Origin of the sequence: Desulfovibrio sp. TomC, assembly GCF_000801335.2 — a bacterium.
Classification (GTDB): Bacteria; Desulfobacterota; Desulfovibrionia; order Desulfovibrionales; family Desulfovibrionaceae; genus Solidesulfovibrio.
On record NZ_JSEH01000017.1, the window covers coordinates 97,425 to 118,661 of the forward strand.

Genomic DNA, 21,237 nt, shown 5'->3' on the forward strand with positions numbered 1-21,237 from the left:
GGTCGCAAGCCGCGCCGGACTTCGTCTTTCCAGCAGGAACGGGATCTTTTTTGGGGAGGTGTGACAAAGGTTTGGAACTGGGACGTGCGGCCGACGTCGCGGGCATTCCCGCTGAAAATCATAGGCAGGTTTGGAGGCCTCGTGTAGGATTGGGGCAAACCAGATCGTCAAGGAGTTTTCGTTGCCCCCCGCGAACGCGCATACGGCTTGCATTCGTGGACAGGACAGGCTGCACCGAGAGCAAAATGAGCAACATACCACCCTGTCGTCCAGGCGATGTAACGCCGCGCGCGACAGCATTCAGGGCAGTTCCAAGGAATATTTTATGCGTAAACAATCCACAATAAAACTATTTTTTCAGGAAGCGCAGCAGGCTGGCCGTTTCGCCTCCCTGGTTGTTGTTTCCCTGCTGTTGGCTGTGCCGGGTGTCCTGGCCCAGGCCGACCCCTTGCCCTCCTGGAACGACGGGCCGGCCAAGCAGGCCATTGTCGCCTTCGTGCAGACGACGACCGACACATCCCACCCGGACTATGTCCCGCCCGAGGCCCGTATCGCCACGTTTGACCAGGATGGCACGACCTGGGTCGAATATCCCGTGTACACCCAGGCGCGCTATTGTTTCGACCGGGTGGCAACTCTGGCTCAGGAAAAGCCGGAGCTTAAGGATATTAAGCCCTTCAAGACAGTCTTATCCGGGGACAAAGCGGCCATCGCCGGGCTGCCGATGGCGGATCTGGAAAAAATTATTGGCGCAACCATGACCGGCATGACTGTGGAAGCACTGACCGGGCAAGTGCAACAGTGGCTCGAAACAGCCCGCGATACTCGGTGGAAACGGTCCTATGCCGAACTCGTCTATCAGCCCATGCTGGAAGTGATGCAGTATTTGCGCGCAAACGGTTACAAGACCTATTTTGTCACCGGCGGCAGTCAGGATTTCGTGCGCGCATTCGCCCAGTCCGTCTATGCCATTCCGCCAGAGCAAGTGGTCGGGACCATGGGGGCGACCACGTTCGGTTACGACGCGGCCGGCCGCCCGAAGCTCACCGAGGAACCCCGGTTACTGCTTGACGACAACGGGCCGGGCAAGCCTGAGGGAATCCACCTCATGATCGGCCGACGTCCGGTCGCGGCCTTTGGCAACTCCGTCGGCGACAGGGAAATGCTTGAATACACCCAGGCCGGCAGCGGCGCGAGGCTCATGATGCTGGTGCATCATGACGACGCTGGGCGTGAATACGCCTATGGTCCGGCATCCAAGGTTGGAACCTTTACCGATGCGCTCATGGCGCAAGCCAAGCAACAAAACTGGGTGGTTATCAGCATGAAGAACGACTGGAAGCGCATTTTTCCCTGGGAGCAATAGTTGCACGGAGAGGAAGACCAATGCGTCCGGTCTGTATGCATTTGACAAGGAGGCTGATCCGACAGTAGAAGATGGCATTATAAAGGCCAAAGTTATTGGATTATTTGGCCAAGTTGACAACAAGTCGAGGGCGAAAATGAACAGTCGCGCAACAATTTATTCCGTGCTGATCACTTTGATGGCCGCGTTCACCATTGCTGCAAGTCCTGCCGCCGCTCAGAAAAAACCGAACATCTTGTTTATTATGGGTGACGACGTCGGCTGGTTTAATATCGGGGCCTATCACCAGGGCATGATGTCCGGCAAGACGCCCAATCTTGACAAATTGGCCGCAGACGGCATGCGGTTTACCGACTACTATGCCGAAGCCAGTTGTACGGCGGGTCGCGCCAACTTCATCACTGGAGAGTTGCCGATCCGCACCGGTTTGACCACGGTGGGACAGGCCGGGGCCGACGTGGGCATGCCGGATCAGGCTGTCACCCTGGCCACGGTGCTTAAGGCCCAGGGCTACGCTACCGGGCAGTTCGGCAAGAACCACCTGGGCGACCTGAACAAATACCTGCCCACCGTCCATGGTTTCGACGAATTCTTCGGCTACCTGTACCACCTCGACGCCATGTCGGACCCGTACTGGTTTGACTATCCGCAGGACTGGATCGATAAGACCGGCCCCCGGAATCTGGTCCATTGCTATGCCACGGATGTGGACGATCCGACTGTGATGCCGCGGTGGGGCAAGGTCGGAAAGCAAAAGATCGTGGACGAAGGGCCGCTGGCCCCGTTTGCCGACATGAAGAACCGTCAAAACTGGCAAGTGGGACGTCCGGCCAAGTACAACATGGAGACCTTCGACGAGGTGCTGGTCGAAAGCTCCAAGGCTTTTATGGACAAGGCAAAAAAAGACGGCAAGCCGTTTTTTGTCTGGCACAATACGACGCGCATGCACGTCTTTACGTTCCTTTCCCAGAAGTATCAGGGGATGATGAACCCCAAAGATAATTATAACCTGGAAGAAGCCGGGATGGCACAGCTGGATGACAGCGTCGGCGCGTTGATCAAGCATCTTGAAGAAATCGGCGAAGCGGACAATACCATCATTGTCTTCACTACCGATAACGGCGCTGAAGTGTTCACGTGGCCGGACGGCGGCATGACGCCGTTTAAAGCCACCAAGGGGACAGCCTACGAAGGCGGATTCCGCGTACCGGCCATCATCAAATGGCCGGGCAAGATTAAGCCGGGCTCGGTGGAAAACGGAATCTTCTCCGGCCTCGACTGGCTCCCCACCTTTGCCGCTGCTGCCGGCAACCCGGACATCACCGAACAGCTCCTCAAGGGTGTGAAGCTTGGCGACCGGACCTACAAGAACCACCTCGACGGCTACAATCAGATGGATCTCCTGACCGGCAAGGGGCCATCCAATCGGCAGGAACTGTTCTACTTCGCTGGAGCCCAACTCGGGGCGCTACGCATTAACGACATGAAGTTTCAGTTCATCCAGCAGCCTTACGGCTGGCCGGGTGAGAAAGTCACAACCGACATGCCGACGATCATCAATCTGCGCCAGGATCCCTTTGAACGGACGCCGACCACACGCGGCGAGACGACGAACAATGGGGGGATGGGCTACGTCAACGATTTCTACTCGCGCGAATTCTGGCGTTTCGTCATGGTGCAGCAATATGTTGGCAAGCTGGCCATGACGGCGCTGGAGTATCCGCCAATGCAGGATCCGGCTTCTTTCAATCTGAGCGCCATAAAGGCCAAGGTTGACGAGGCGATCAAGAACCACGAAGGGCAATAGGCTCCAGTGCTTCTGAGCTACGGGCGGTTCGAAAGGACCGCCCGTTTTTTGCCCGACAATAACACTGGCAAGCGCGACGCTTCTTGGGGCACGTGTCAGGCATCCTGGCCGGCTGCTTGACGGAATAAGCGGTTCGGGACATCCAAGCAGTTCTAAAGCAGAAGCAAACAGAATCGAACCAGTACCCAACTCTTTCAATTGGGCGGTAGCATGATACGATTAGTCGGCCTTGCCTGCGCTGCGGTGTATCTCGTGATCGGATCGGGATCCCCGGCTCTTGCCAAAAAAACCGTTGTTGCTGCGCCCCCAGCTACGACCACCGCCTTTACCGGCTCCGCCGGGTGCCGTAGTTGCCATGAGAAATTCTACCAACTCTGGTCTACGTCCTTCCACGGTCTGGCCATGCGTCCCTACAATGATGCCTTTGCCAAATCCTTTCTGACGCCCCAAGTCCAGTCCATAGCCATCGGAGATGCCGCCTACCGGGTCGATATCGGACTTGGCCAGGGTTTTATAGTGGAAAAGACCGGCAAGATTGAAAAGAAATACCGTATCGCCCAGGTGCTCGGCGGGAAAAACGTCTTTTATTTCCTCACGCCCCTGGAGAAGGGCCGCCTCCAGACCCTGCCCCTGGCCTATGATGTCCGTAAAAAAGAATGGTTCGATATGGCTGGGAGCGGCGTGCGCCATTTTCCAACCGGGGCCACTGCCGCTGTCAATTGGAAAGAGTGGCCCTATACATTTAATACCGGTTGCTACGGCTGCCACGTCAGCCAATTCGCCACCAACTATGATCCCAAGACCGACACCTACCGCTCCAGCTGGACCGAGCCCGGTATCAACTGCGAAACCTGCCATGGACCGGGCCAGGAGCATGTCCGGGTCTGCGAGGCGGCCCCCAAGGACCGGCCGCCCAAGGATTTAAAACTCATTCGGGGCGGCCGGGATTTCAGCCATGCCCAGCAAAACGACCTGTGCGCCACCTGCCACGCCAAAGCCGTGCCGCTCACCAGTTCGTTTACGCCCGGGGACCGCTATTTCGACCACTACGACCTCATTACCTACGAGAACCCGGATTTTTACCCTGACGGGCGCGATCTCGGGGAAAACTACACCCAGACCTCCTGGTCGCGCAGTCCCTGCGCGCTCTCCGGCCAACTCGACTGCATGCACTGCCACACCTCCAGCGGCCGCTATAAGTTTAACGATCCAGCCAAAGCCAACGAGGCCTGCAATCCCTGCCATGCCGAGCGGGTGGCCAATGCTTCCAGCCATACCCATCACCCCGAGGGCAGCCCCGGCAACCGCTGCATCTCCTGCCACATGCCCATGACCGAGTTTGCCCGCATGCGCCGCAGCGACCACTCCATGCTGCCGCCGACCCCGGCAACAACCCTGGCTTACAATTCACCCAATGCCTGCAACCTCTGCCATGCCGACAAGGACGCTGCCTGGGCCAATACGCACGTGCGGCAATGGCATGCCCGTGACTATCAGGCCCCGGTTGTGCGCCAAGCCGCTTTGATCGATGCCGCCCGCCGTCGGGACTGGAGCAATCTTTCGGGTATGTTGGAGTACCTGGGAATAAAAGACCCGGACGCCGTCTCCACAACCTCGCTGATTCGGCTGCTGCGCAGTTGTCCCGACCCGCGTAAGTGGGGGCCGATCATTGCCGCCAGCAAATCGTCGTCGCCCCTTGTGCGGGCCGCAGCGGCCGAAGCCCTGGGCGAGGTGCCGTCCCGTCAGGCTCTGGATGCCCTGCTTGTGGCCGTGTCCGATGACTCCCGACTGGTGCGCATCCGGGCGGCGGCGGCCTTGTCCGGCATTCCCCGCAAGGCCCTGGCTGAAGAGCATCTGGCGGCTGTTGACAAGGCGACTGCTGAATATCTGGAGGCGTTGCAAGCCCGGCCGGATTTGTGGACCTCCCAGTACAACCTGGGGAATTACTATCTTGGGCAAGGCGACCCCAAACAGGCTGTGGTCTGTTATGAAAAAGCCCGCAGTCTGGATGTTGCTGCCGTACCGCCGCTCGTCAACACCTCAATAGCTTACAGCCAGATGGGCGAGACGGGCAAAGCCGAGGGCGTACTGCTGGAAGCGCTGCGTCTAGCCCCGAACGATGGCCCGGCACATTTCAACCTCGGTCTGGTCATGGCCGAACGCCAGGACAGGGTTGCGGCAGAGAAACATCTCCGTGCGGCTCTGGCCAGCAATCCGGCCATGGCCGAGGCCGCCTACAACCTGAGTCTGCTGCTCGGCGAAGCTGATCTTATAGAAGCCGTCGCCTGGAGCCGCAAAGCGAGCCAGCTTCGTCCTGACAACCCCAGGTACGCCTACACGCTGGCGCTGTTTCTGTATCGAGCCAAGGACCCCGATCAGGCGCTCCAAGTACTGCGACCAGTGATCGAAAGCCAGCCTGGATACAAAGAGGCAGTCAACTTGTTTGGCGAAATCATGAAGCACACCCAGGCAAAGTAGACTCTTGGGCTTGTGCTGCTTCGCACAATTTCCCCCGGGGCCGGCGCTGAAATTGGATAACGTCTGGATCACCGTTCCCCTTCGTAGTGGGGCAGAGCATGTCGGGTCTATGTTATCAGAAAAAGCAAAAATGGATAATGATTCCAATGGGTACGTTTCGGACCTGGCCCATGGGGTTCAGGGGGTCGGAGGTTCAAATCCTCTCATCCCGACCAGTGATTTCGAGGGCTTACGGTGAAAATCGTAGGCCCTTTTTCTGTTGGATAACCGGGTGGATAACCTATTGGCCTGGGATTCCAGGGGAATGGTTATCCGGGACGACCCCTTGCCCTGAGGTCAGGGGGTCGGTAAGGATCTTGGAAATTTAGCTAGATGCGAAGATGTCGGTGTGATGTTGAGGGTAAGGACGGTAGTGGCAAACCAGCGCCATCCTTCCTGAGGTCGACTCAGTGGAGATGCAATTTGAGGTGGTGGGTGAACCCTTCTTTAGAGCTATGAAACAAGAAATAAGTATTGACAGACAGATAGGTTTTTGGGTAGCAAATCATAGTTGTACATGAAATTGTTGTTGAATGCTGGTAAGATTTTTTTTGATCATAATATTCTATCTGTTGAGGTTTGTATGCAAGAGGGTAAGCACGGCCGTATAGAAGCTGAGATAGAACGAGAGCAGTCAATGGTAGACTATGATACGCGTGAATTTACTATTGAATATTTAGTTGATAAATATATTAAAAATAGTGAAAGAGGCACTAATGAGTTTTTTGTGCCTGATTATCAGCGTGAATTTGTTTGGGATGAATATAGGCAGTCAAAGTTGATCGAATCCATAATACTTGGGCTTCCTATCCCAAGTATGTTTTTCGCAGAAAATAAAGATGGTCGATGTGAGATTGTTGATGGATCACAAAGGGTGAGAACTCTTGCCGCCTTTTTGTCTGACGAGTTGTCTTTGGCTCATCTTCAAAGGTTGACAGAATTGAATGGGGTGCGCTTTTCAGAGCTTCCGGCATCGCGGCAAAGAAAAATAAAGAATACTGCTTTAAAATTAATCTTTTTATCTGACAGTGCCACTGAAGATGTGAAGAATGACTTGTTTGAAAGGATTAATAAAGGAAGTGACCTATTAAAAGAAATGGAGAAGCGAAAAGGAATACTTAGAGGAAAGTTTATTGATTTTATATATAATAGGTGTGCAAAGAATAAACTTTTTCTTCAGCTCACTCCTATATGTAAGATGATGAAAACTAGGCAAGAAGGGGAAGAGCTGATTTTAAGGTTTTTTGCCTTCTTTGAAATGTATCCAAAATACGACACACAACATCAAGGAGTTGCTAGGCTGCTAGACTCTTATGTCATAGAAAAGAACAAAACCTTAACGGACGACGAGGAGGAGGTAAAATATGCACAGTTTGAGTCGATGTTAGGTGCAATTCAGAAGGTGTTTGAGTTTGGTTTTGCTAAGGATGAGAAGCCGCAAGTTTCTAGAGTGTATTTTGAGGCACTTTCAGTCGGTGCTGCGCTTGCGTTAGCTGAAAAAGGTAGCCTGAATTTTCGGAGGATTCCTTCGTCTGAAATACTATCTGATACTGAATTTTATCAACATATGTCTGGAAAGTATAAAACGCATACACAGGCAAAGATTAATTCTCGGATAGATTATATCAAGAATATTTTTTTGGGTATGTGAGTAAGAAGATGCCACTTGCTTCTGTTGTTTCTGATTTAACAAGAAAAAAGGCAGAGGCCGAAATACTTCTCTCCGAAATTCAAAAAAAAGAAAAAGGTGTTGGAAATGCCCTGCTATGTACTGTTCTGAAGTCGTCAATAGTTTTAGTTCTATATAATACAGTTGAATCAACGATGTATTCTGTTTTAGAAATTTTACACGAAAAGTGTCAAGCAAAGCATTTTAATGAATTAAGTGATTGTCAAAAAGAAATATTTGCGCTTATGCATTTTGGTAAAAATGGATCGAAAAGGTATAAAGAAAATATAGAGTTGACAATTTCAGGGGAATTGAAATTTCCTAGTTTTGAAAGTTATTCCGATGGAGAAAAGATATTTTCAGGAAATCTTGATGCGAGAAGAATTAATAAGATTTTGGCAGTCTATGGCGTGCGATATTCCGTTGATAAGGCTTATGGGCGATCTTTTCTAGAGGTGAAAACTTTGCGGAATAAATTGGCACACGGAGAGTGCTCGTTTTCCATGGCGTGTAGAAATAAGTTAGTAACCGATATCGAATCTATGTCTGGTCATATATTTACTGGCTTGAATAATATTGTCATGCATTTAAATGGACACATTAGAGCGATGGCATAAGCTTGATGTCGTAATAATGGCCGAAAACTGATCGTCCCGAAACGACTGGAGCAGATTTTCGAGTTCCGGCGGCAGAAGCTTATCGAATTTTTCAGGTAGGCCACAAACAAAAAATAGGGAGGCCTCTCGGCCCCCCCTCGTGTCTAATACGCTCTCAGTGCGTCAAAGTAGGTCTCAGTCGGCGACTTAGGCATGGTCCCTGATGAACCGGCTGAAGGTTGACATTCTGGGGTCTGGAAGTGTTCATGGTCAAAGCGGCGAGGCCCTTTTGCTCACGATAGTCATGAGAAAAAGCCGGAATCATGCAGAGTTGGCTGCATGATTCCGGCTTGTCAGCTGTGCTTCACAGCGTGATACGGCGATCCCTGTCAAACGGAGGCAAGTTTCGTCAAACGCCGCGTGTTCAAGCGCCAATTGCCGCTATTCCACCTTCGGATTTCAGGGTTACAATGAGATTTTGAAGTACTTCGGTCTGCTTGATGAGTTCCGATACCGCCAGCGAGGCATGCTCCATTGCCTGAGCCGTATCCGAAGAGATGGCGGCGACCTGCTCCATGGAATGATTGATTTCCTCGCTGGTGGCAGATTGTTCTTCAGAGGCCGTTGCGATTGAGCGAACTTGATCCGAAGCATATTCCACCCGGCGGACGATTTCATCGAGAGTTTCTCCCGACATTTTCGCCAGGGCGGTGGCTTCTTCTATGGTCCTGGTCGTACGGTCCACATTGTCCATGTTTTTTCGGGTGCCTTGTTGGATGCCTTGGATGGCGTTTCCGACCTCTTTCGTCGCGCTCATGGTCTTTTCCGCCAGCTTGCGCACTTCATCGGCCACCACGGCAAAACCGCGTCCCGCTTCACCGGCCCTGGCCGCCTCAATCGCCGCGTTGAGGGCCAGCAGATTCGTCTGGTCGGCGATGTCCGAGATGACGTTCATTATCTGGCCGATTCCCTCGGCCTGTTTTCCCAGCACGCCCATATCTTCCTTCATGCCAAGGGCCTGCCTTTGAACCTCGGCAATACCGCTGACAACCTTTCCGACGATCCCAGCGCCATCCTGGGCCTTGTGTCGGGCGTCGTTTGAGGATGCAGCCGCCTCGGTCGCGTTTTTTGCCACCCCAAGGACAGTGGCGTTCATCTCTTCCATTGCGGTTGCGGTTTCTCGGGTGCGGTCCATTTGATCCTGAGTGCCCTGTCCGGCCTGATGGATGCGGCTGGAAAGCTCCTGGGAATAGTCAGACATGGCTTCCACCACATCTTGCAGCCTGGACGCAGCCGCCAGCATTCCTTCCTGGCGCGCCCGCTCGGCCTGTCCGTTCGCTTCAACGGCTTCCTGGCAGGCCTGGTTGGCTTTTTCGGCGTGGCGTTGGGCCGCGCTTCTCTCAGCCGTGACCTCTTCAAAGCTTTGGCGCAGTTTGCGCAGCATTTCGCGCAACGCATCCGCCAGGGAACCGATCTCGTCGGTCCGCTTGAGGGCCAGCGATTCTTCAAAGCGACCATGGGACACGGCCAGGGCGAACGCCGAGCAAACGGAAAGCGGCGTCAGCACCACCCGTCTGGTCAGCCAGAACAGAACCGCCAGCAAGACCAGGGTCACGCAGGCCCCGATGAGGAGATTGGCCCGGGTCGAGGCGGCAACATGGACATTCATGTCTTCAACAGGGGCCGAGATGAGAAGCAGCAGTCCGGTCTCCGCATCGCGGCTGACGGCCAGCAGCCTGCCGTCTGCCTCGACGATGGCCTGATCCTTCACCGCCATGACGGCCTGCCCCTGGGGGGTCTTGGCAAAATCGGTTTTCAGGATCAGTTCGGCGTTCGGATGCGCCAGGACCGTGCCGCCTTCCCCTTCCAACAGCGCGGCGAAGCCTGTGGTGCCGATCTTCACGGCGTTGAGGCTTTTGGTCAGGTCGGCCATCTCCTGCCCGGAGAGCATAAGGCCGATGACGGAGCCGTCCGCTCCCCGTATGGGCACGGAGTACGCGACAACAGGTTTTTGGGTGGCCCGGCTGATCTGGTAGCTGAGGAAAAGGCCTTTTTTGCCGCTTATGATCGGCTGGAAAAAGGGACGATCCGCGACGTTGATCTTGCCTGTCCCCTTTATCGTGGAGATGACCAGATCTCCTTTGGTGTCGAAGAGATTGACGTAGCCGAGTCCGGAACTTTTTACGGAATTCAGAAAACGGTCCAAGTATGCTCCGGCTTCCGGGGATTGGGCATGGTCCAGGAGCGCGGCCGTAACTTCAGGGGTTGTTGCAAGATAGGTCAGCAGGTCCTTGCGGGTGCGGACGTCGTCGGAAACGCCTTCGATCATGGACTGCGCAAGAAGGGCCATATTTTCTTTGAAGATTTTTTCGAACGCATTGCGCTGGGTCACCGAGTTGACAATGAACAAAACGCTCATGCCTACGACGACCACAAGAAAAGCCGGGGAAAGAAATTTGAAAGCGAGTTTCGAGCGCATCCGGGACCTCTTTGGGGGAATAAAGTCGTTTCTGTCCGGCCTTGTGGGGAATGTCGTTCTTTTGCGTCAGCCGGGAAGGCAAAAGGTGATGGCATGCCGGGACAATTTGTCAATGAATAAAAAATGTGCGGTTGGGCGGTTGGCTGTTCACAGGGCACTGGAGCCATTGCCCCAGCGCCCTGCAATCCGTTTTCGATCAACTTCGGATCTGTTGATCAGGAGTGTTTCAGTCCCCGGACGGCTTCCCCTCCGAAAGGGGCTTGTCCATCGGATGTTCATGCCGGCCCGTCATCATGCCCTTGATAAGGCTCAGCGGCGTTGCGCCGGTCGTAGCCAGATAGAGGTGGCCTACGAAAAACAGGGCAAAGCCGATAACGATGGTCAGATGGGCCGCAACCAGAAACGGGCGCGGCGCGATGATCGCGGTTGCGGCCTCGGGCATGAGGAGCAGCAGCCCCGACGCGAGAAGCACCGGCATGCCGACGAGGAACACGACCAGATAGGCCATGCGTTGCAACGGATTGAACCGCCGCTCCAGCGTCGCCGGGTAGGGATGCGCCTCGCCTCGGAAGATGCCGCGGCAGTAATAGCGAGCCTGGAGGAGCAGCGGCCGAAGGCCTCCCTGTTCGCCCGGCAGATACTGGCGGATGTCGCCCGTGGCCACGGCCCGGATGACGTAGGCGAAGAAGTTTAACGCCAAAAGCACGCCGCACACGTTGTGGATGCGCGTAGCCGCCTCAAGGCCAAGGGCCCAGGAGGCTTCCGTGAAGCGCACGGAAAGCCCGGTGTAGCCGAGGAGGAGGAACAGAGCCGCATTCACCCAGTGGGTGGCGCGCACAAAGGCCGGGTACATATACTCCGACACGAGCGCCCCGGTATGGCGGCGGCGGGGCAAGGCCCGGCCAAGGCCGTGCAGGAGCGCCAGGGCGAACACGCCGGAGACGGCCGTGCCGCCGACGGCGCTGAGCACCGGGGCCACCTGGTTTGGCGGGAAGTAGCCCGAGGTGACGGGAGCCGCGCCGCCCGTATGGGGCGTGGCCCGCACCACGATCAGCGACTTGCCCGGGTCGGTGTGGCAGGTGGCGCAGTCGCGCACGGCGGTCTTCTTCTCGCCGATCAGGTGGTCGTTGGGATCGGCCACGGGCGTGTGGCATTCCACACACATAACGGACCGGCTGTGGGCGCTCCAGTTGGTCAGGAAGGCGTGGGCCGCCTTGGCGTCGGGCACGTCCTTGCCCGACAGTTCCTTGAGTTTGGCCGCGTTGTCGTGGCAGGCCAGACACTGGGCGTTGTACATGGCCGTCAGCGAGGCATAGGCCACCTGCTGCGGCTTTTGGGGTTGGGCGTGGGGGTTGTGGCAATTGCCGCAGGACACCTTGTCCTTGAGCTTTTCCGCATGGGCGCTCTGGCCAAACGCCTTGATCTGATGGGCCAGGCCCACGTTGTGGCACGACAGGCAGGTGGCGTTGTCGGGCCTGACCACGGCGTGGGGCGCCTGCGTAAAGCTCTCCGCGCCCTTTTGGCCGGTGTGGCAGGTGGCGCAGGGGAGGTTGGCATGGGCGCCGTGCCGGTAGTCGGCCACATCCACGTGCAGATCAAGGGTCTTGCCGCGTTCGGTTACCGGCTTTGGCGGCGTGGCCGCCCCGTGGCAGGACAGGCAGGCCGTACTCTGGGCTGTGGCCCCCTGGTTGCCGGTGAGCAGCACGGCCTTGGCCGTGTCGTCGCCGGTAAAGGCCGTGGCAATGATTCCGGCCATGGCGTCGGTGGACGTCTCGTAATTCGAGGCCACCTTGCGATGGCAGGTGGCGCAATCCCTCGAAGCGGCCATCGGATCGGTTTTGTTGGTATTATTATGGCATTTGAAGCAGGCCTTGTCCGTGAAGTGGTCGGCCATAGTGATATGGGCCACTTTCTTCGTGTCGAAAAGCTTGGTGTGGCAGTCCTCGCACCGAAAGCCCTTGGACGCGTGCAGCCTGCCGTCGAACATGACGGTCCCCTGACCTCCGCCGCCGTAGCGCAGGGATGTCCCGCCGCTGGTCGCCAGGGCTGTCCCCGGCCAGGCGGTCAGGAGAGCCAGGAGCAGAAGACTCCAGGCTCGTTTCATGCCTGCACCTTCGTGATGACGTTTGCCGGGACGTTGCGGGCACTGGGAACGCCGGTCAGGGTCATGGCCACGGTCAGCTCGTCCTTCATGATGTTCATCATAAGGGCCACGCCGTCGCGGCCGCCGCCATGGGCCCCGCGGACCAGCGGCCGGCCGCACAGGCACGCGTCCGCGCCCATGGCCAGGTACTTGAGCACGTCCTGGCCCCGGCGCACCGCGCCGTCCACCAGGATGACGGCCTTGCCCTTGACGGCGTCGGCAATGGCCGGCAGCACCGTGGCCGTGGCCGGGGTGTAGTCCAGGACGCGGCCGCCATGGTTGGACACGGCAATGCCCTTGGCCCCGATGTCCACGGCGATCTTGGCCTCCTCCACGGTCATGATGCCCTTGATGATAAAGGGCAGGCTCGTGGATTTGGCCAGCTCGGCTAACTGTTTTGGGGTTTTGGGTTCCACGGTCTGGCCGGGAACGGCCCGGGCGGCCCGGCCGGCCGAGTCGATGTCGATGGCCACGGCGATGCCGCCGGCTTCCTCGACCATGCGAAAGCGCTTGATGATCTCTTCGTTGGTCTTGGGCTTGATGGTGACGATGGCCCGGCCGCCAAACTGTTGCTTGAGCACGGCGATGCGGCGCTCGAAGACGTCCATCTGGTCGCCGATGCCGTCAGCCACCCAGCCGATGGTGCCGGCATCCTGGCAGCCGCCGAGGATGGAAATGACGTAATCCTCCTCGGTCATTTTCTTGCCCATATTGTAGCTGACGCCGCCGGTGACTGCCGAAGTCACGGGCATGGAGAGTTTTTGCCCGAAAAGGGTGATGGAGAGGTCGGGCTTTTTCACGTCATGGAAGGTCCGCATGACCAAGTCAATTTTGTTTAACGTGTTGTAGTTGTTTTTAAAGGCTTGGCCGGAGCCGATTCCGCCCATACCCGGCACCTCGCCGGCGCAGGCCACGCCGTCGCACTCCGGACAGACGCGGCAGATGGGGTAGAGCTTTTCCCGGGCCACGCGCAGCACGTCGCCGATTTGAAGCTTGGGCTTTCCTCCGGCGGCGGCAGCGGCCGGAGCGGCGGCCGGGGCGGCCTCGGCTGCGGCCTGGGCGGTCTTGACAATCAGCGGCGTGAGCAGCGCCCCCACGCCGGCCACCATGCCGGCCTTGATAAAGTTGCGGCGGGTCGGGGATTCAGTCTCGTGTATGTCTTTGGTCATCGGAACAGCCTTTGGGTTTGTCGGTTGTTGCAGCAGACGGCCCGCAGGCCGGCTATTTCGCCGGAACGAAGCTCTTGGCCACGATGGCCTGGGCCGGCGGGGTCAGCATGAATTCAAAAAAAGCCAGGACTTCCTGGGAAGGCTTGACGGCAATGAGCGACAGGGGGCGCTTGAGGCGGTAGGCCCCGGACTGGACCGCGGCGGCCTCGGGTTTGGCTGCGCCGACGGAGACAGCGGCCACGCCGGGAACGGCAAAGGACATGGATGCGGCGGTGATGCCGCTGGGGTCCTTGGCCACGTCGGCCACGCAGTCGGTGGCGTCGTCGAGTTCCTTGACCGGGCCGTAGGCCGCCTCGCCAAGGACCATGGCCTTGAAGGCCTTGACCGTGGCCCGGCCGCCGTCGAGCTTTTCGCTGTAGATGGTGATGGGCAGGTCCGGGCCGCCGAATTCCTTCCAGTTTGTGGCCTTGCCCGAGAAAATGTCCTTGAGCTGGGCCATGGTCAGATCTTTGGTGGTGTTTTTCGGATGCACGAAAATGCCCATGACGTCGTAGCCGATGACCTCAATGTCGGTGAGGGCGGCCTTTTCCTTGTCGGTCGGTTCGCTGGCCAATCCGCCCAAGGATACCTGGCCGGCCACCACGGCCTTGAAGCCGGCCCCGGCCCCGGCCGTGCCGATAACGCCAAAGGGAATGCCGGTCTTGGCGGTAAAGAGTTTGGTGGCCTCGGGCAGGACCATATGGCCGATCGTGCTCGCCCCTTCGTAGGTCAGGGGATCGGCGGCGGCGGCCTGGCCGGCGTACAGGGTCAGGGCCAGGAGGCCGGCCAGGCTGTAAAGCCTGATGCTGCGTAATCCGTTCATACTCGCTCCTCTGTTTGAAACCAGGCGGCGGGGGCCGCGAACATGCGTCGCGAACCGGCTGCCGCCTCCGAGGCGGGGCCGTCCCTCGTTCGTGACGCAGTTCCCAGAGCAGGAGTGATGCCAGGACGGGCTTTGTCGCTTAACGGGCTGTATAAAATAGGAAATTACGTTTGCCTGAGGGGAAAGGACCTGGGGAAGGGGTATGCCGGACGGCAAGTCCCCGGGGGCTTGGACCGCCAGGCACGGAAACACGGCGCTTGGGCAGCACATGCCCAAAGGCATGATGTGCCTGTCGGCATACCCCTTTGGGCAGGAGAAGCAGCGGGGAAAACGGCTAGTCGTTGCCCTGGCGCAGGGCCTTTAAGCGCTTGGACAGGGCCGATTGGGTGACGCCAAGCAGCCGGGCGGCCAGGGTCTGGCGGCCGGCCGACCGGGCCAGGGCCTCGGCCAGCAGGAGCTTTTCGGCCTTGGCGAAGCTTGGCAGGCTGGTCAGCCCGGCAAAGGGATTCTCGTCATCGGCTATGGCGGGCGGGCCTTCGGCCTCTCCGAGGCAGCGCTTGAAGCTGTCCATGGAGAGCATCCGGCCGGTGTGCAGGCTGACGGCGTCGTAGACCATGGCCGCCAGTTCCCGGATGTTCCCGGGAAAGGCATAGGTCGCAAGAAGCGGGGCCAGTTCCCGGGGCGGCGTGGGTTTGCGTTTGCCAAGCGCCGCAGCCGCCTCCGCCAGGAAGTGGTCGAGCAAGGGTTCGATGTCTTCGGGGCGTTCCCGCAGGGGCGGCACGGCCACGTGGTGGGTGCGCAACCGGAAATAGAGATCCCGCCGGAAAATTCCCTCGCGCTCCCGGGCCGCCAGATCGGCATGGGTGGCGGCAATGACCCGGGCGCACAGCCGTCTGGGCTGGTCGCAGCCCAGGGGGTAGTATTCCCCCTCCTGGAGCAGACGCAACAGCTTCACCTGGGAGGCGACGGCCAGGTCGCCGATTTCGTCGAGAAAAAGGGTCCCTCCGGCAGCCTCCTCGACCAGCCCCCGGCGCGTGGCCTCGGCCCCGGTGAAGGCCCCCCGGACATGGCCAAAAAGCGTGTCGGTGAAGGCCGTATCGTCCAGCCCGGCCACATTGAGGGCGACCAGGGGGCCGCTTCGGCCGCTCAACGCGTGGGCGGCGCGCACAAGGGCCTCCTTGCCGACGCCGGATTCCCCGGTGACCAGCAGGGGCCTGGGGCTTTTGGCCACGGCTTCGATGTAGGCGAAAACAGCCCGCATGGCCGGACTGTGCGTACGGATGGCGGCAAAGGCCTCGGGATGGCGCAGGCTGCCCGAAACCACCCGGCTGACCACTTCCTGGCTTTCGGCCCGCAGCTCAAGCATCTGCATCGCCCGGACAATGGCCCCGACGATGCGGCCCTCGTCGTCGGTCTTGACGCAGTAATCGTAGGCTCCGAGTTTCATACAGGTTACAGCCGTGGCCAGCTGGTTCAGGCCCGACAGCACGATGCAGGCCACGTCCGGGTGGCGTTCGGTGATGGCGGCCAGCAGTTCCGTGCCGCAAACATGGGGCATGGTCAGGTCGAGGAGCACCAGGCCAACGCCGCCCGCCTCCAGGATATCCAAAACCTGCCGGCTGTCCTGGCAGGCCCGCACATTGGTGAAGCCGGCCGAGACCTCGAGCAGCAGGGTCATGGATTGCAGCCAGTCCGCCTCGTCGTCCACGAGCAGGATGCCAAGGCCGTCGGCGCACGCTTCGGTCATGGGGTCTCCCTGGCGGCAACAGGCAGCACCAGGCGCACCGTTGTGCCACGGCCCGGTTCGGAGGCAAATTCCAGGCTGCCGCCGTGTTCCTTGACGATGCCGGCCGAGACGGAAAGGCCGAGTCCGGTGCCGCCGGTGGCGCGTTTGGTGGTAAAGAAGGGGTCGGTGACGCGGGGCAGGTCTTCGGGGCTGATTCCCGCGCCTTCGTCTGCCACCGTCAGGACCACGGCCTTGCTGTCGTCGGAAACAGTCGTTGTCAGGGCAATGGCCGCATCCGGCGAGGTCAGGGCCTGACAGGCGTTGAGAAGCAGGTTGACCACCACCTGCTCGATACGCGCTGCATTGCCCCAGGTTGGCGGCAGGCTGGCGGCGATGTCCAGGCGCCAACAGGACGTCGCCTTGTTGATGGAGCTGCCGACGAGGCGCACGGCCTTGCCGGCCACCTCGCCGAGGTCGAAAGCCTGATGGGCGCTGGCCGGGGCGACGCGGGAAAAATCGCGCAGGTCGTCGACTATTCGCCGGATACGCTGGGCGCTTTCCTCGACCACGTCGACAATGCGCGGCAACTTGTCCCGGATGCGCGAATAGACGCCGCCGCCAAGCGGGAAATCGCCCCGCTCCCGGTACACCTCGTCCAGCACGCGCATGGCCTCGGCGTTGAGCTTTTTAAGGATCGGCACGTTGAGCAGAATCAGCCCGTTGGGGTTGTTGATCTCATGGGCCACGCCCGACACCAGGACGCCGAGGGCCGCCATCTTGTCGGCCTGCACGAGCTGCTGCTGGTTGTCGCGCAACAACGCCAAGGCATCGGAGAGCGAGCGCGTGCGCTGGTCGACCTGCCTTTTGAGCGAACGCGTCCAAAGGGCCGCCCCGCCAAGCAACAGCAAAAGCGGCCCAAGGACCACGGCCGCATAACGGAGCACCATCCGGGGCGAAAAGGCCTCGGTGTCCATGACCCCGAACCATTTGCGCCGCAGTTCCTGGTACTGGCCCGACTGCTTGACCAGGGTGAGCCCTTCGCCAAGCAGGGCCAGGGCGCCCTCGTTGCCGTGGATGACGGCAAATCCGTAGGGCTGGCTGGTCACGCTTTTGGCCACGACCCGGATATTGTCGAGCTTTTCCTGCTCGATGGCGAAGAGTCCGGGCAACATGGCCACCACGGCGTACTCCCCTTCGCCCAAGGCCAGACGACGCAGGCCTCCGACCGGGGTTTTGGAAAAGATGAGGTCCTTTTCAAAGCCCAGGCCGTCCAGAATATCGTTGATGCTGCCCCCGGGGTGGACGATAACCTTTTTTCCGGCCAGTTCTTCCAGGGATGCAACGGCCGGCGTGTCCTTGCGGGCAAAGATCGCATGGTTGATGGTGGTGTGGGGCGGGGTGAGCTCGGCCTCGCGCAGCCAGAGATTGGAATAGGGCGTGCGCTGCAGGGCGTCCACCGTGCCGTCGGCCAGGGCCGCGTGCAGGCGGGACCAGTCCATGAGCACAAACCGCACGGGAACGCCCATGGCCTCGCCAACGGCCCTGGACAGATCGACATTGAAGCCGGCCGGCTGGCCGTTGTCGTCGAGATATTCGTAGGGGGGGTAGTTCTTGTCGCCGCCGATAACAAGTGCGCGGCGTCCCGTCGCTGATTCCTGAGGCTGGGCAATGGTGACGAAGCCGGGGCAAAACATCAACGCCAGCAACGCCAAACAAGCTGTAATGCTTTGGTATTTTTTATCAAACCGAAGGTGTTGTTCCCAATCTGACTGCTGCACCGAGCTTTCATAGGTATTGCGCCGCCAAACGTCAACGGTCCCAGGCGCGTGGGAAAAGCCGCTTGAGCCGACACCTCAAAGCCAAAGGGCTCTTCTCGAAACATGAAAGAATCGATGCATTTTCGAATGCTGAACTTCCGATGGAGCAATGAGGGACGGCAGGTCGCTCCTGCCTGGGGCGTGAGGACTTCTCTGGCGCCTGCTCATGCCAAGGACTGCGCCGGCGACGTGGCCGGGCACTCGTCTTTGATTGGCTGGGCGACCTCCGGGTCGTTTTCGGACCTGGCCCATGGGCTTTCGGGGGCGGATGTTCGACTGGCCTTGCAGGAAAGTGCGCAGCCAACGGAGTGGGCGTGCTTTCCCCCTTGGCGGGCGGCCTGGATGCGGGGGCAGGCCGCCGACAGGAGCGGCCGGGGGAGCCCGGCCGGAGGTCAGGCTTTTTTCAGGAAGCAGGTCTTGAGCACCAACCCCTTGACCTTGTCGGCATTGCACTCGATGTGGGCCGGATCGTCGGTGAGGCGGATGTTCTTGACGAGGGTCCCGCGTTTGAGGGTCACGGAAGAGCCCTTGACCTTCAAATCCTTGGTGAGCGTCACGTTGTCGCCATTGGCAAGGATGGCGCCGTTGCTGTCCTTTACGATCACGTCGTCCATGCGCTGCGTCCTTTGGTTGGTGTTGCCGGGCGAAACTCGCCCGCAAAGCCGTGACTCGTACAGGCTCGCCTGTTTGGGATCAAGCGGTTTTCGCCTGTGCGCAGAGCAGGGCGAGGGCCGGCCGGGGAGCGGGACACAGCGTCCGCTCCCGGGGCAGGGTCAGCCTGTTATGGTCCGGAAGCACAGGGTCAGCCCGATCAGGACGGCAAGGATCGCCAACGTCCCGACAGTGTTGCGTGTCCGTTTCGATTCCTCCTGGGCTGCCATCCACGAGGCGCTCAGGACGTTGAGCACGGGCATCACGGCCCACTGCAGGATGGAGACGCTCAGCGCATTGCCGATCAACATGGATACGGCCAACCCCAGAGGCTGGAGGAACGGGCCGGGGAACAGCGTGAGCAGCATGACCGTGGGGTAAAGTCCGAGCAGCACCACCAGGACCATTTTCCAGGCCGGCGGCGCGCCCGCCCCCTGGTCGTGCATACAGCCCGAAAACCAGGCCCCGAAGCCGCCCGGGGCCACCTGCAGGTTGAAAGCGCCGATCTCCTCCCGGAAGCGATCGACCCACTGCTGGCGGACCGGCGAAGTCAGCCAGTGTTGCAGGGAGGCCTCTTCATCGAAGTTGACAAGGACGACCCAGTCCCCTGCCGTGCCCCCGGCCGGGGGAAAAAGCTCGGTGCCTCTGTAGCCTGCAAATGATTCTACGGCCTTGGTCACGCCGTGTTGCCAGTCCAGGAAGGCGGTGAGTCTGGCCCCGGGCACCTTGTGCACGATGACGGCTGTGGCTTTGGAAACGCGGGTGTCCATGGCGCTTCTCCTCCTGGTTGTCTGCTGTCCCGAGGGGGCAGCGTCAGCTTGATCGGCAGGAAAATCGGGCGCGAACCGGCCTGCCGGTTCGCGCCTGCGGCTTCGCGTCGCCGCCCAGGCCGGTCGGGGCGGACCCCTGGCGGCCTCGCTATTCCTGCGCTCTAGGGCGCGCCCTTTTTGTACAGGCGCTGGCCGGCGATCCAGGTTTCGTCCACGTTGCGGTCATCGCCTGCGGCCATGATGCCAAACAGCAGCTGCGCCGCCGCATCCATGGTCTCCGGGCCGGCGCTTTGGGCGGCCAGGGACTGGTGCCAGGCCATGGCTGCCTGGCCGGCGTTCCAGTCCAGGACCACGAAGTCGGCTTCCTTGCCCGGATCGAAGCTCCCGAGGATGTCATCGAGATAGAGCGAGTGCGCCCCGCCCAGGGTGGCCAGATAGAAGGCCCGGTAGGGCGACAGTTTGTTGCGTTCGGACTCGGCCAAGTCCTGTTCGCGTGGGTTCACCGAGCCGTCGAGCATGGTGTTGTTGCACATGCCCACCTTGTAGGCTTCTTCCAGCACCCGGATAAGCGAAAAGGCGTTGCCGCCGCCCACGTCGCAGCCCACGGAGAGGCGCACGGGATGCTCGGGGTCCTTGGCCCGGCCCAGGCGGAACAGGCCGCTGCCCAGGAACAGGTTGGACAGGGGACAGAAGGAAACGGCCGCGCCGGCCTTGGAGAAGCGGCGCATTTCGTCGTTGGTGAGCCATACGCCGTGTCCGGCGGTGAACTTGGGTCCGAGCAGGCCGTGCTTTTCGTGCACGTGGGTGTAGTCGTTGCAATCCGGGAAGTGTTCCTTGGCGCTGCGCAGTTCGCTTGGGTTTTCGGAAATGTGGGTGTTGATCCAGCAGTCGGGATATTCCTTTTTGAGTTCCCGGCACATGTCCATCATCTCCGAGGTGCAGCCCACGGCGAAGCGGGGGGTGATGGCGTAGAGGTTGCGGCCCTTGCGGTGGTAGGTCTCGATCAGCCGCTTGGACTCGTTGTAAAAGTACTGCGGGGTGATGACCACGTCTGCCGGGGCGAAGCGGTCGATGCCGGTCAGCCCGGCGATCACCCGCATATTGCGTTTGGCCGCCTCGTCAAAAAACACCTCGGTTGCCACCGGATGCGAGGTGGTAAACGTCTGGCAGGTGGTGGTGCCGCCGGACAGGAGGGCTGTGAAAAAGTGCTGGGCGGCCTCGGTGGCGTAGGCCCGGTCATTGTATTTCACCTCTTCGGGGAAGATCGAGTTTTGCAGCCAGTCCAGTAATTGGTTGCCGTAGGCTCCAAGCGCCCGGACCTGGGGGAAGTGGATATGGCCGTCGATGAACCCGGGCATGATGATGCGCCCGGGCAGATGGGTGATGGCCATCTCGGCATGGCGGGCGGAAACCTCGGTAAAAGGGCCAAAGTCCTCGATGCGGCCGTTCTTGACGACCAGGAGGCCGTCCCGGATGAAGCGGGCGGCTTCCTTCTCCTGGCCGATGTGCTTCCAGGGATCGTCCAGGAAATCGAAAAATGTTCCTCGAATCGCACAATTACTGCCGGTCATGGTACGTCCTCCGTTCAATGTTGCAATTCGGATCGCCTGGAGCCGCGGATCGAAGAAAGGCGGAGGCGGTCAGGGTCTCGAAACCGGTCTCCCC

Annotated in this window: 14 protein-coding genes; 5 read left to right on the forward strand and 9 right to left on the reverse strand. The window is 59.4% G+C overall.

What is annotated here, in order from left to right; translation table 11 throughout:
• Positions 1-325 precede the first annotated feature (325 nt).
• The 5 genes from NY78_RS15950 (at position 326) to NY78_RS24815 (ending at position 7,976) form a co-directional block, all read left to right on the forward strand.
• The gene (locus tag NY78_RS15950; RefSeq protein WP_082140066.1) at positions 326-1,366 is read left to right on the forward strand and encodes an HAD family hydrolase; all 1,041 of its coding nucleotides are present in this window, start codon (positions 326-328) and stop codon (positions 1,364-1,366) included.
• 136 nt (positions 1,367-1,502) lie between these two features.
• Positions 1,503-3,173: an arylsulfatase gene (locus NY78_RS15955; RefSeq protein WP_043637993.1), complete on the forward strand. Its 1,671-nt coding sequence runs from the start codon at positions 1,503-1,505 to the stop codon at positions 3,171-3,173.
• Positions 3,174-3,383: 210 nt separating this feature from the next.
• Complete coding sequence (locus NY78_RS15960) at positions 3,384-5,651, forward strand: multiheme c-type cytochrome (RefSeq protein WP_082140067.1); 2,268 nt, start codon at positions 3,384-3,386, stop codon at positions 5,649-5,651.
• Positions 5,652-6,207: 556 nt separating this feature from the next.
• Entirely contained in the window at positions 6,208-7,341 is a 1,134-nt protein-coding gene (locus NY78_RS15965; RefSeq protein WP_197084266.1) for a DUF262 domain-containing protein, read from the forward strand.
• 8 nt (positions 7,342-7,349) lie between these two features.
• Complete coding sequence (locus tag NY78_RS24815) at positions 7,350-7,976, forward strand: MAE_28990/MAE_18760 family HEPN-like nuclease (protein ID WP_156180965.1); 627 nt, start codon at positions 7,350-7,352, stop codon at positions 7,974-7,976.
• A gap of 403 nt (positions 7,977-8,379) precedes the next feature.
• Here NY78_RS24815 and NY78_RS15970 read toward each other — a convergent pair whose 3' ends face one another.
• The 9 genes from NY78_RS15970 to guaD all read right to left on the reverse strand — a co-directional run bounded on the left by NY78_RS15970 (position 8,380) and on the right by guaD (position 21,143).
• The gene (locus tag NY78_RS15970; RefSeq protein ID WP_043637997.1) at positions 8,380-10,434 is read right to left on the reverse strand and encodes a methyl-accepting chemotaxis protein; all 2,055 of its coding nucleotides are present in this window, start codon (positions 10,432-10,434) and stop codon (positions 8,380-8,382) included.
• 226 nt (positions 10,435-10,660) lie between these two features.
• On the reverse strand, positions 10,661-12,538 hold the full coding sequence (locus NY78_RS23210) for a cytochrome c3 family protein (protein WP_053062248.1): 1,878 nt from the start codon (positions 12,536-12,538) through the stop codon (positions 10,661-10,663).
• Positions 12,535-13,746: an alpha-hydroxy-acid oxidizing protein gene (locus NY78_RS15980; protein WP_082140068.1), complete on the reverse strand. Its 1,212-nt coding sequence runs from the start codon at positions 13,744-13,746 to the stop codon at positions 12,535-12,537. The genes NY78_RS23210 and NY78_RS15980 overlap by 4 nt, the downstream gene beginning before the upstream one ends.
• A 52-nt stretch (positions 13,747-13,798) precedes the next feature.
• Entirely contained in the window at positions 13,799-14,608 is an 810-nt protein-coding gene (locus NY78_RS15985) for a substrate-binding domain-containing protein (RefSeq protein ID WP_043637999.1), read from the reverse strand.
• Positions 14,609-14,942: 334 nt separating this feature from the next.
• The gene (locus NY78_RS15990; RefSeq protein WP_043638001.1) at positions 14,943-16,355 is read right to left on the reverse strand and encodes a sigma-54-dependent transcriptional regulator; all 1,413 of its coding nucleotides are present in this window, start codon (positions 16,353-16,355) and stop codon (positions 14,943-14,945) included.
• The gene (locus tag NY78_RS15995; RefSeq protein WP_047960229.1) at positions 16,352-18,028 is read right to left on the reverse strand and encodes an ATP-binding protein; all 1,677 of its coding nucleotides are present in this window, start codon (positions 18,026-18,028) and stop codon (positions 16,352-16,354) included. Before NY78_RS15995 ends, NY78_RS15990 begins: the two co-directional genes overlap by 4 nt.
• Before the next feature lie 515 nt (positions 18,029-18,543).
• Complete coding sequence (locus tag NY78_RS16000) at positions 18,544-18,765, reverse strand: alkylphosphonate utilization protein (protein ID WP_043638003.1); 222 nt, start codon at positions 18,763-18,765, stop codon at positions 18,544-18,546.
• Between the two features lie 159 nt (positions 18,766-18,924).
• On the reverse strand, positions 18,925-19,572 hold the full coding sequence (locus NY78_RS16005; protein ID WP_043638005.1) for a hypothetical protein: 648 nt from the start codon (positions 19,570-19,572) through the stop codon (positions 18,925-18,927).
• Between the two features lie 161 nt (positions 19,573-19,733).
• Positions 19,734-21,143, reverse strand: a complete 1,410-nt coding sequence (gene guaD, locus NY78_RS16010; protein WP_043638007.1) for a guanine deaminase — start codon at positions 21,141-21,143, stop codon at positions 19,734-19,736.
• Between the last annotated feature and the right edge of the window lie 94 nt (positions 21,144-21,237).

Bases quoted from the DNA above. Each gene is read 5' to 3' on its own strand.
- NY78_RS15990 (WP_043638001.1), bottom strand. From the start codon at position 16,355: ATGACCGAAGCGTGCGCCGACGGCCTTGGCATCCTGCTCGTGGACGAC.
- NY78_RS15985 (WP_043637999.1), bottom strand. From the start codon at position 14,608: ATGAACGGATTACGCAGCATCAGGCTTTACAGCCTGGCCGGCCTCCTG.
- NY78_RS15970 (WP_043637997.1), bottom strand. From the start codon at position 10,434: ATGCGCTCGAAACTCGCTTTCAAATTTCTTTCCCCGGCTTTTCTTGTG.
- NY78_RS15955 (WP_043637993.1), top strand. From the start codon at position 1,503: ATGAACAGTCGCGCAACAATTTATTCCGTGCTGATCACTTTGATGGCC.
- NY78_RS15950 (WP_082140066.1), top strand. From the start codon at position 326: ATGCGTAAACAATCCACAATAAAACTATTTTTTCAGGAAGCGCAGCAG.
- NY78_RS15965 (WP_197084266.1), top strand. From the start codon at position 6,208: ATGAAATTGTTGTTGAATGCTGGTAAGATTTTTTTTGATCATAATATT.
- NY78_RS23210 (WP_053062248.1), bottom strand. From the start codon at position 12,538: ATGAAACGAGCCTGGAGTCTTCTGCTCCTGGCTCTCCTGACCGCCTGG.
- NY78_RS16005 (WP_043638005.1), bottom strand. From the start codon at position 19,572: ATGGACACCCGCGTTTCCAAAGCCACAGCCGTCATCGTGCACAAGGTG.
- NY78_RS15995 (WP_047960229.1), bottom strand. From the start codon at position 18,028: ATGTTTTGCCCCGGCTTCGTCACCATTGCCCAGCCTCAGGAATCAGCG.
- NY78_RS24815 (WP_156180965.1), top strand. From the start codon at position 7,350: ATGCCACTTGCTTCTGTTGTTTCTGATTTAACAAGAAAAAAGGCAGAG.
- guaD (WP_043638007.1), bottom strand. From the start codon at position 21,143: ATGACCGGCAGTAATTGTGCGATTCGAGGAACATTTTTCGATTTCCTG.
- NY78_RS15980 (WP_082140068.1), bottom strand. From the start codon at position 13,746: ATGACCAAAGACATACACGAGACTGAATCCCCGACCCGCCGCAACTTT.
- NY78_RS16000 (WP_043638003.1), bottom strand. From the start codon at position 18,765: ATGGACGACGTGATCGTAAAGGACAGCAACGGCGCCATCCTTGCCAAT.
- NY78_RS15960 (WP_082140067.1), top strand. From the start codon at position 3,384: ATGATACGATTAGTCGGCCTTGCCTGCGCTGCGGTGTATCTCGTGATC.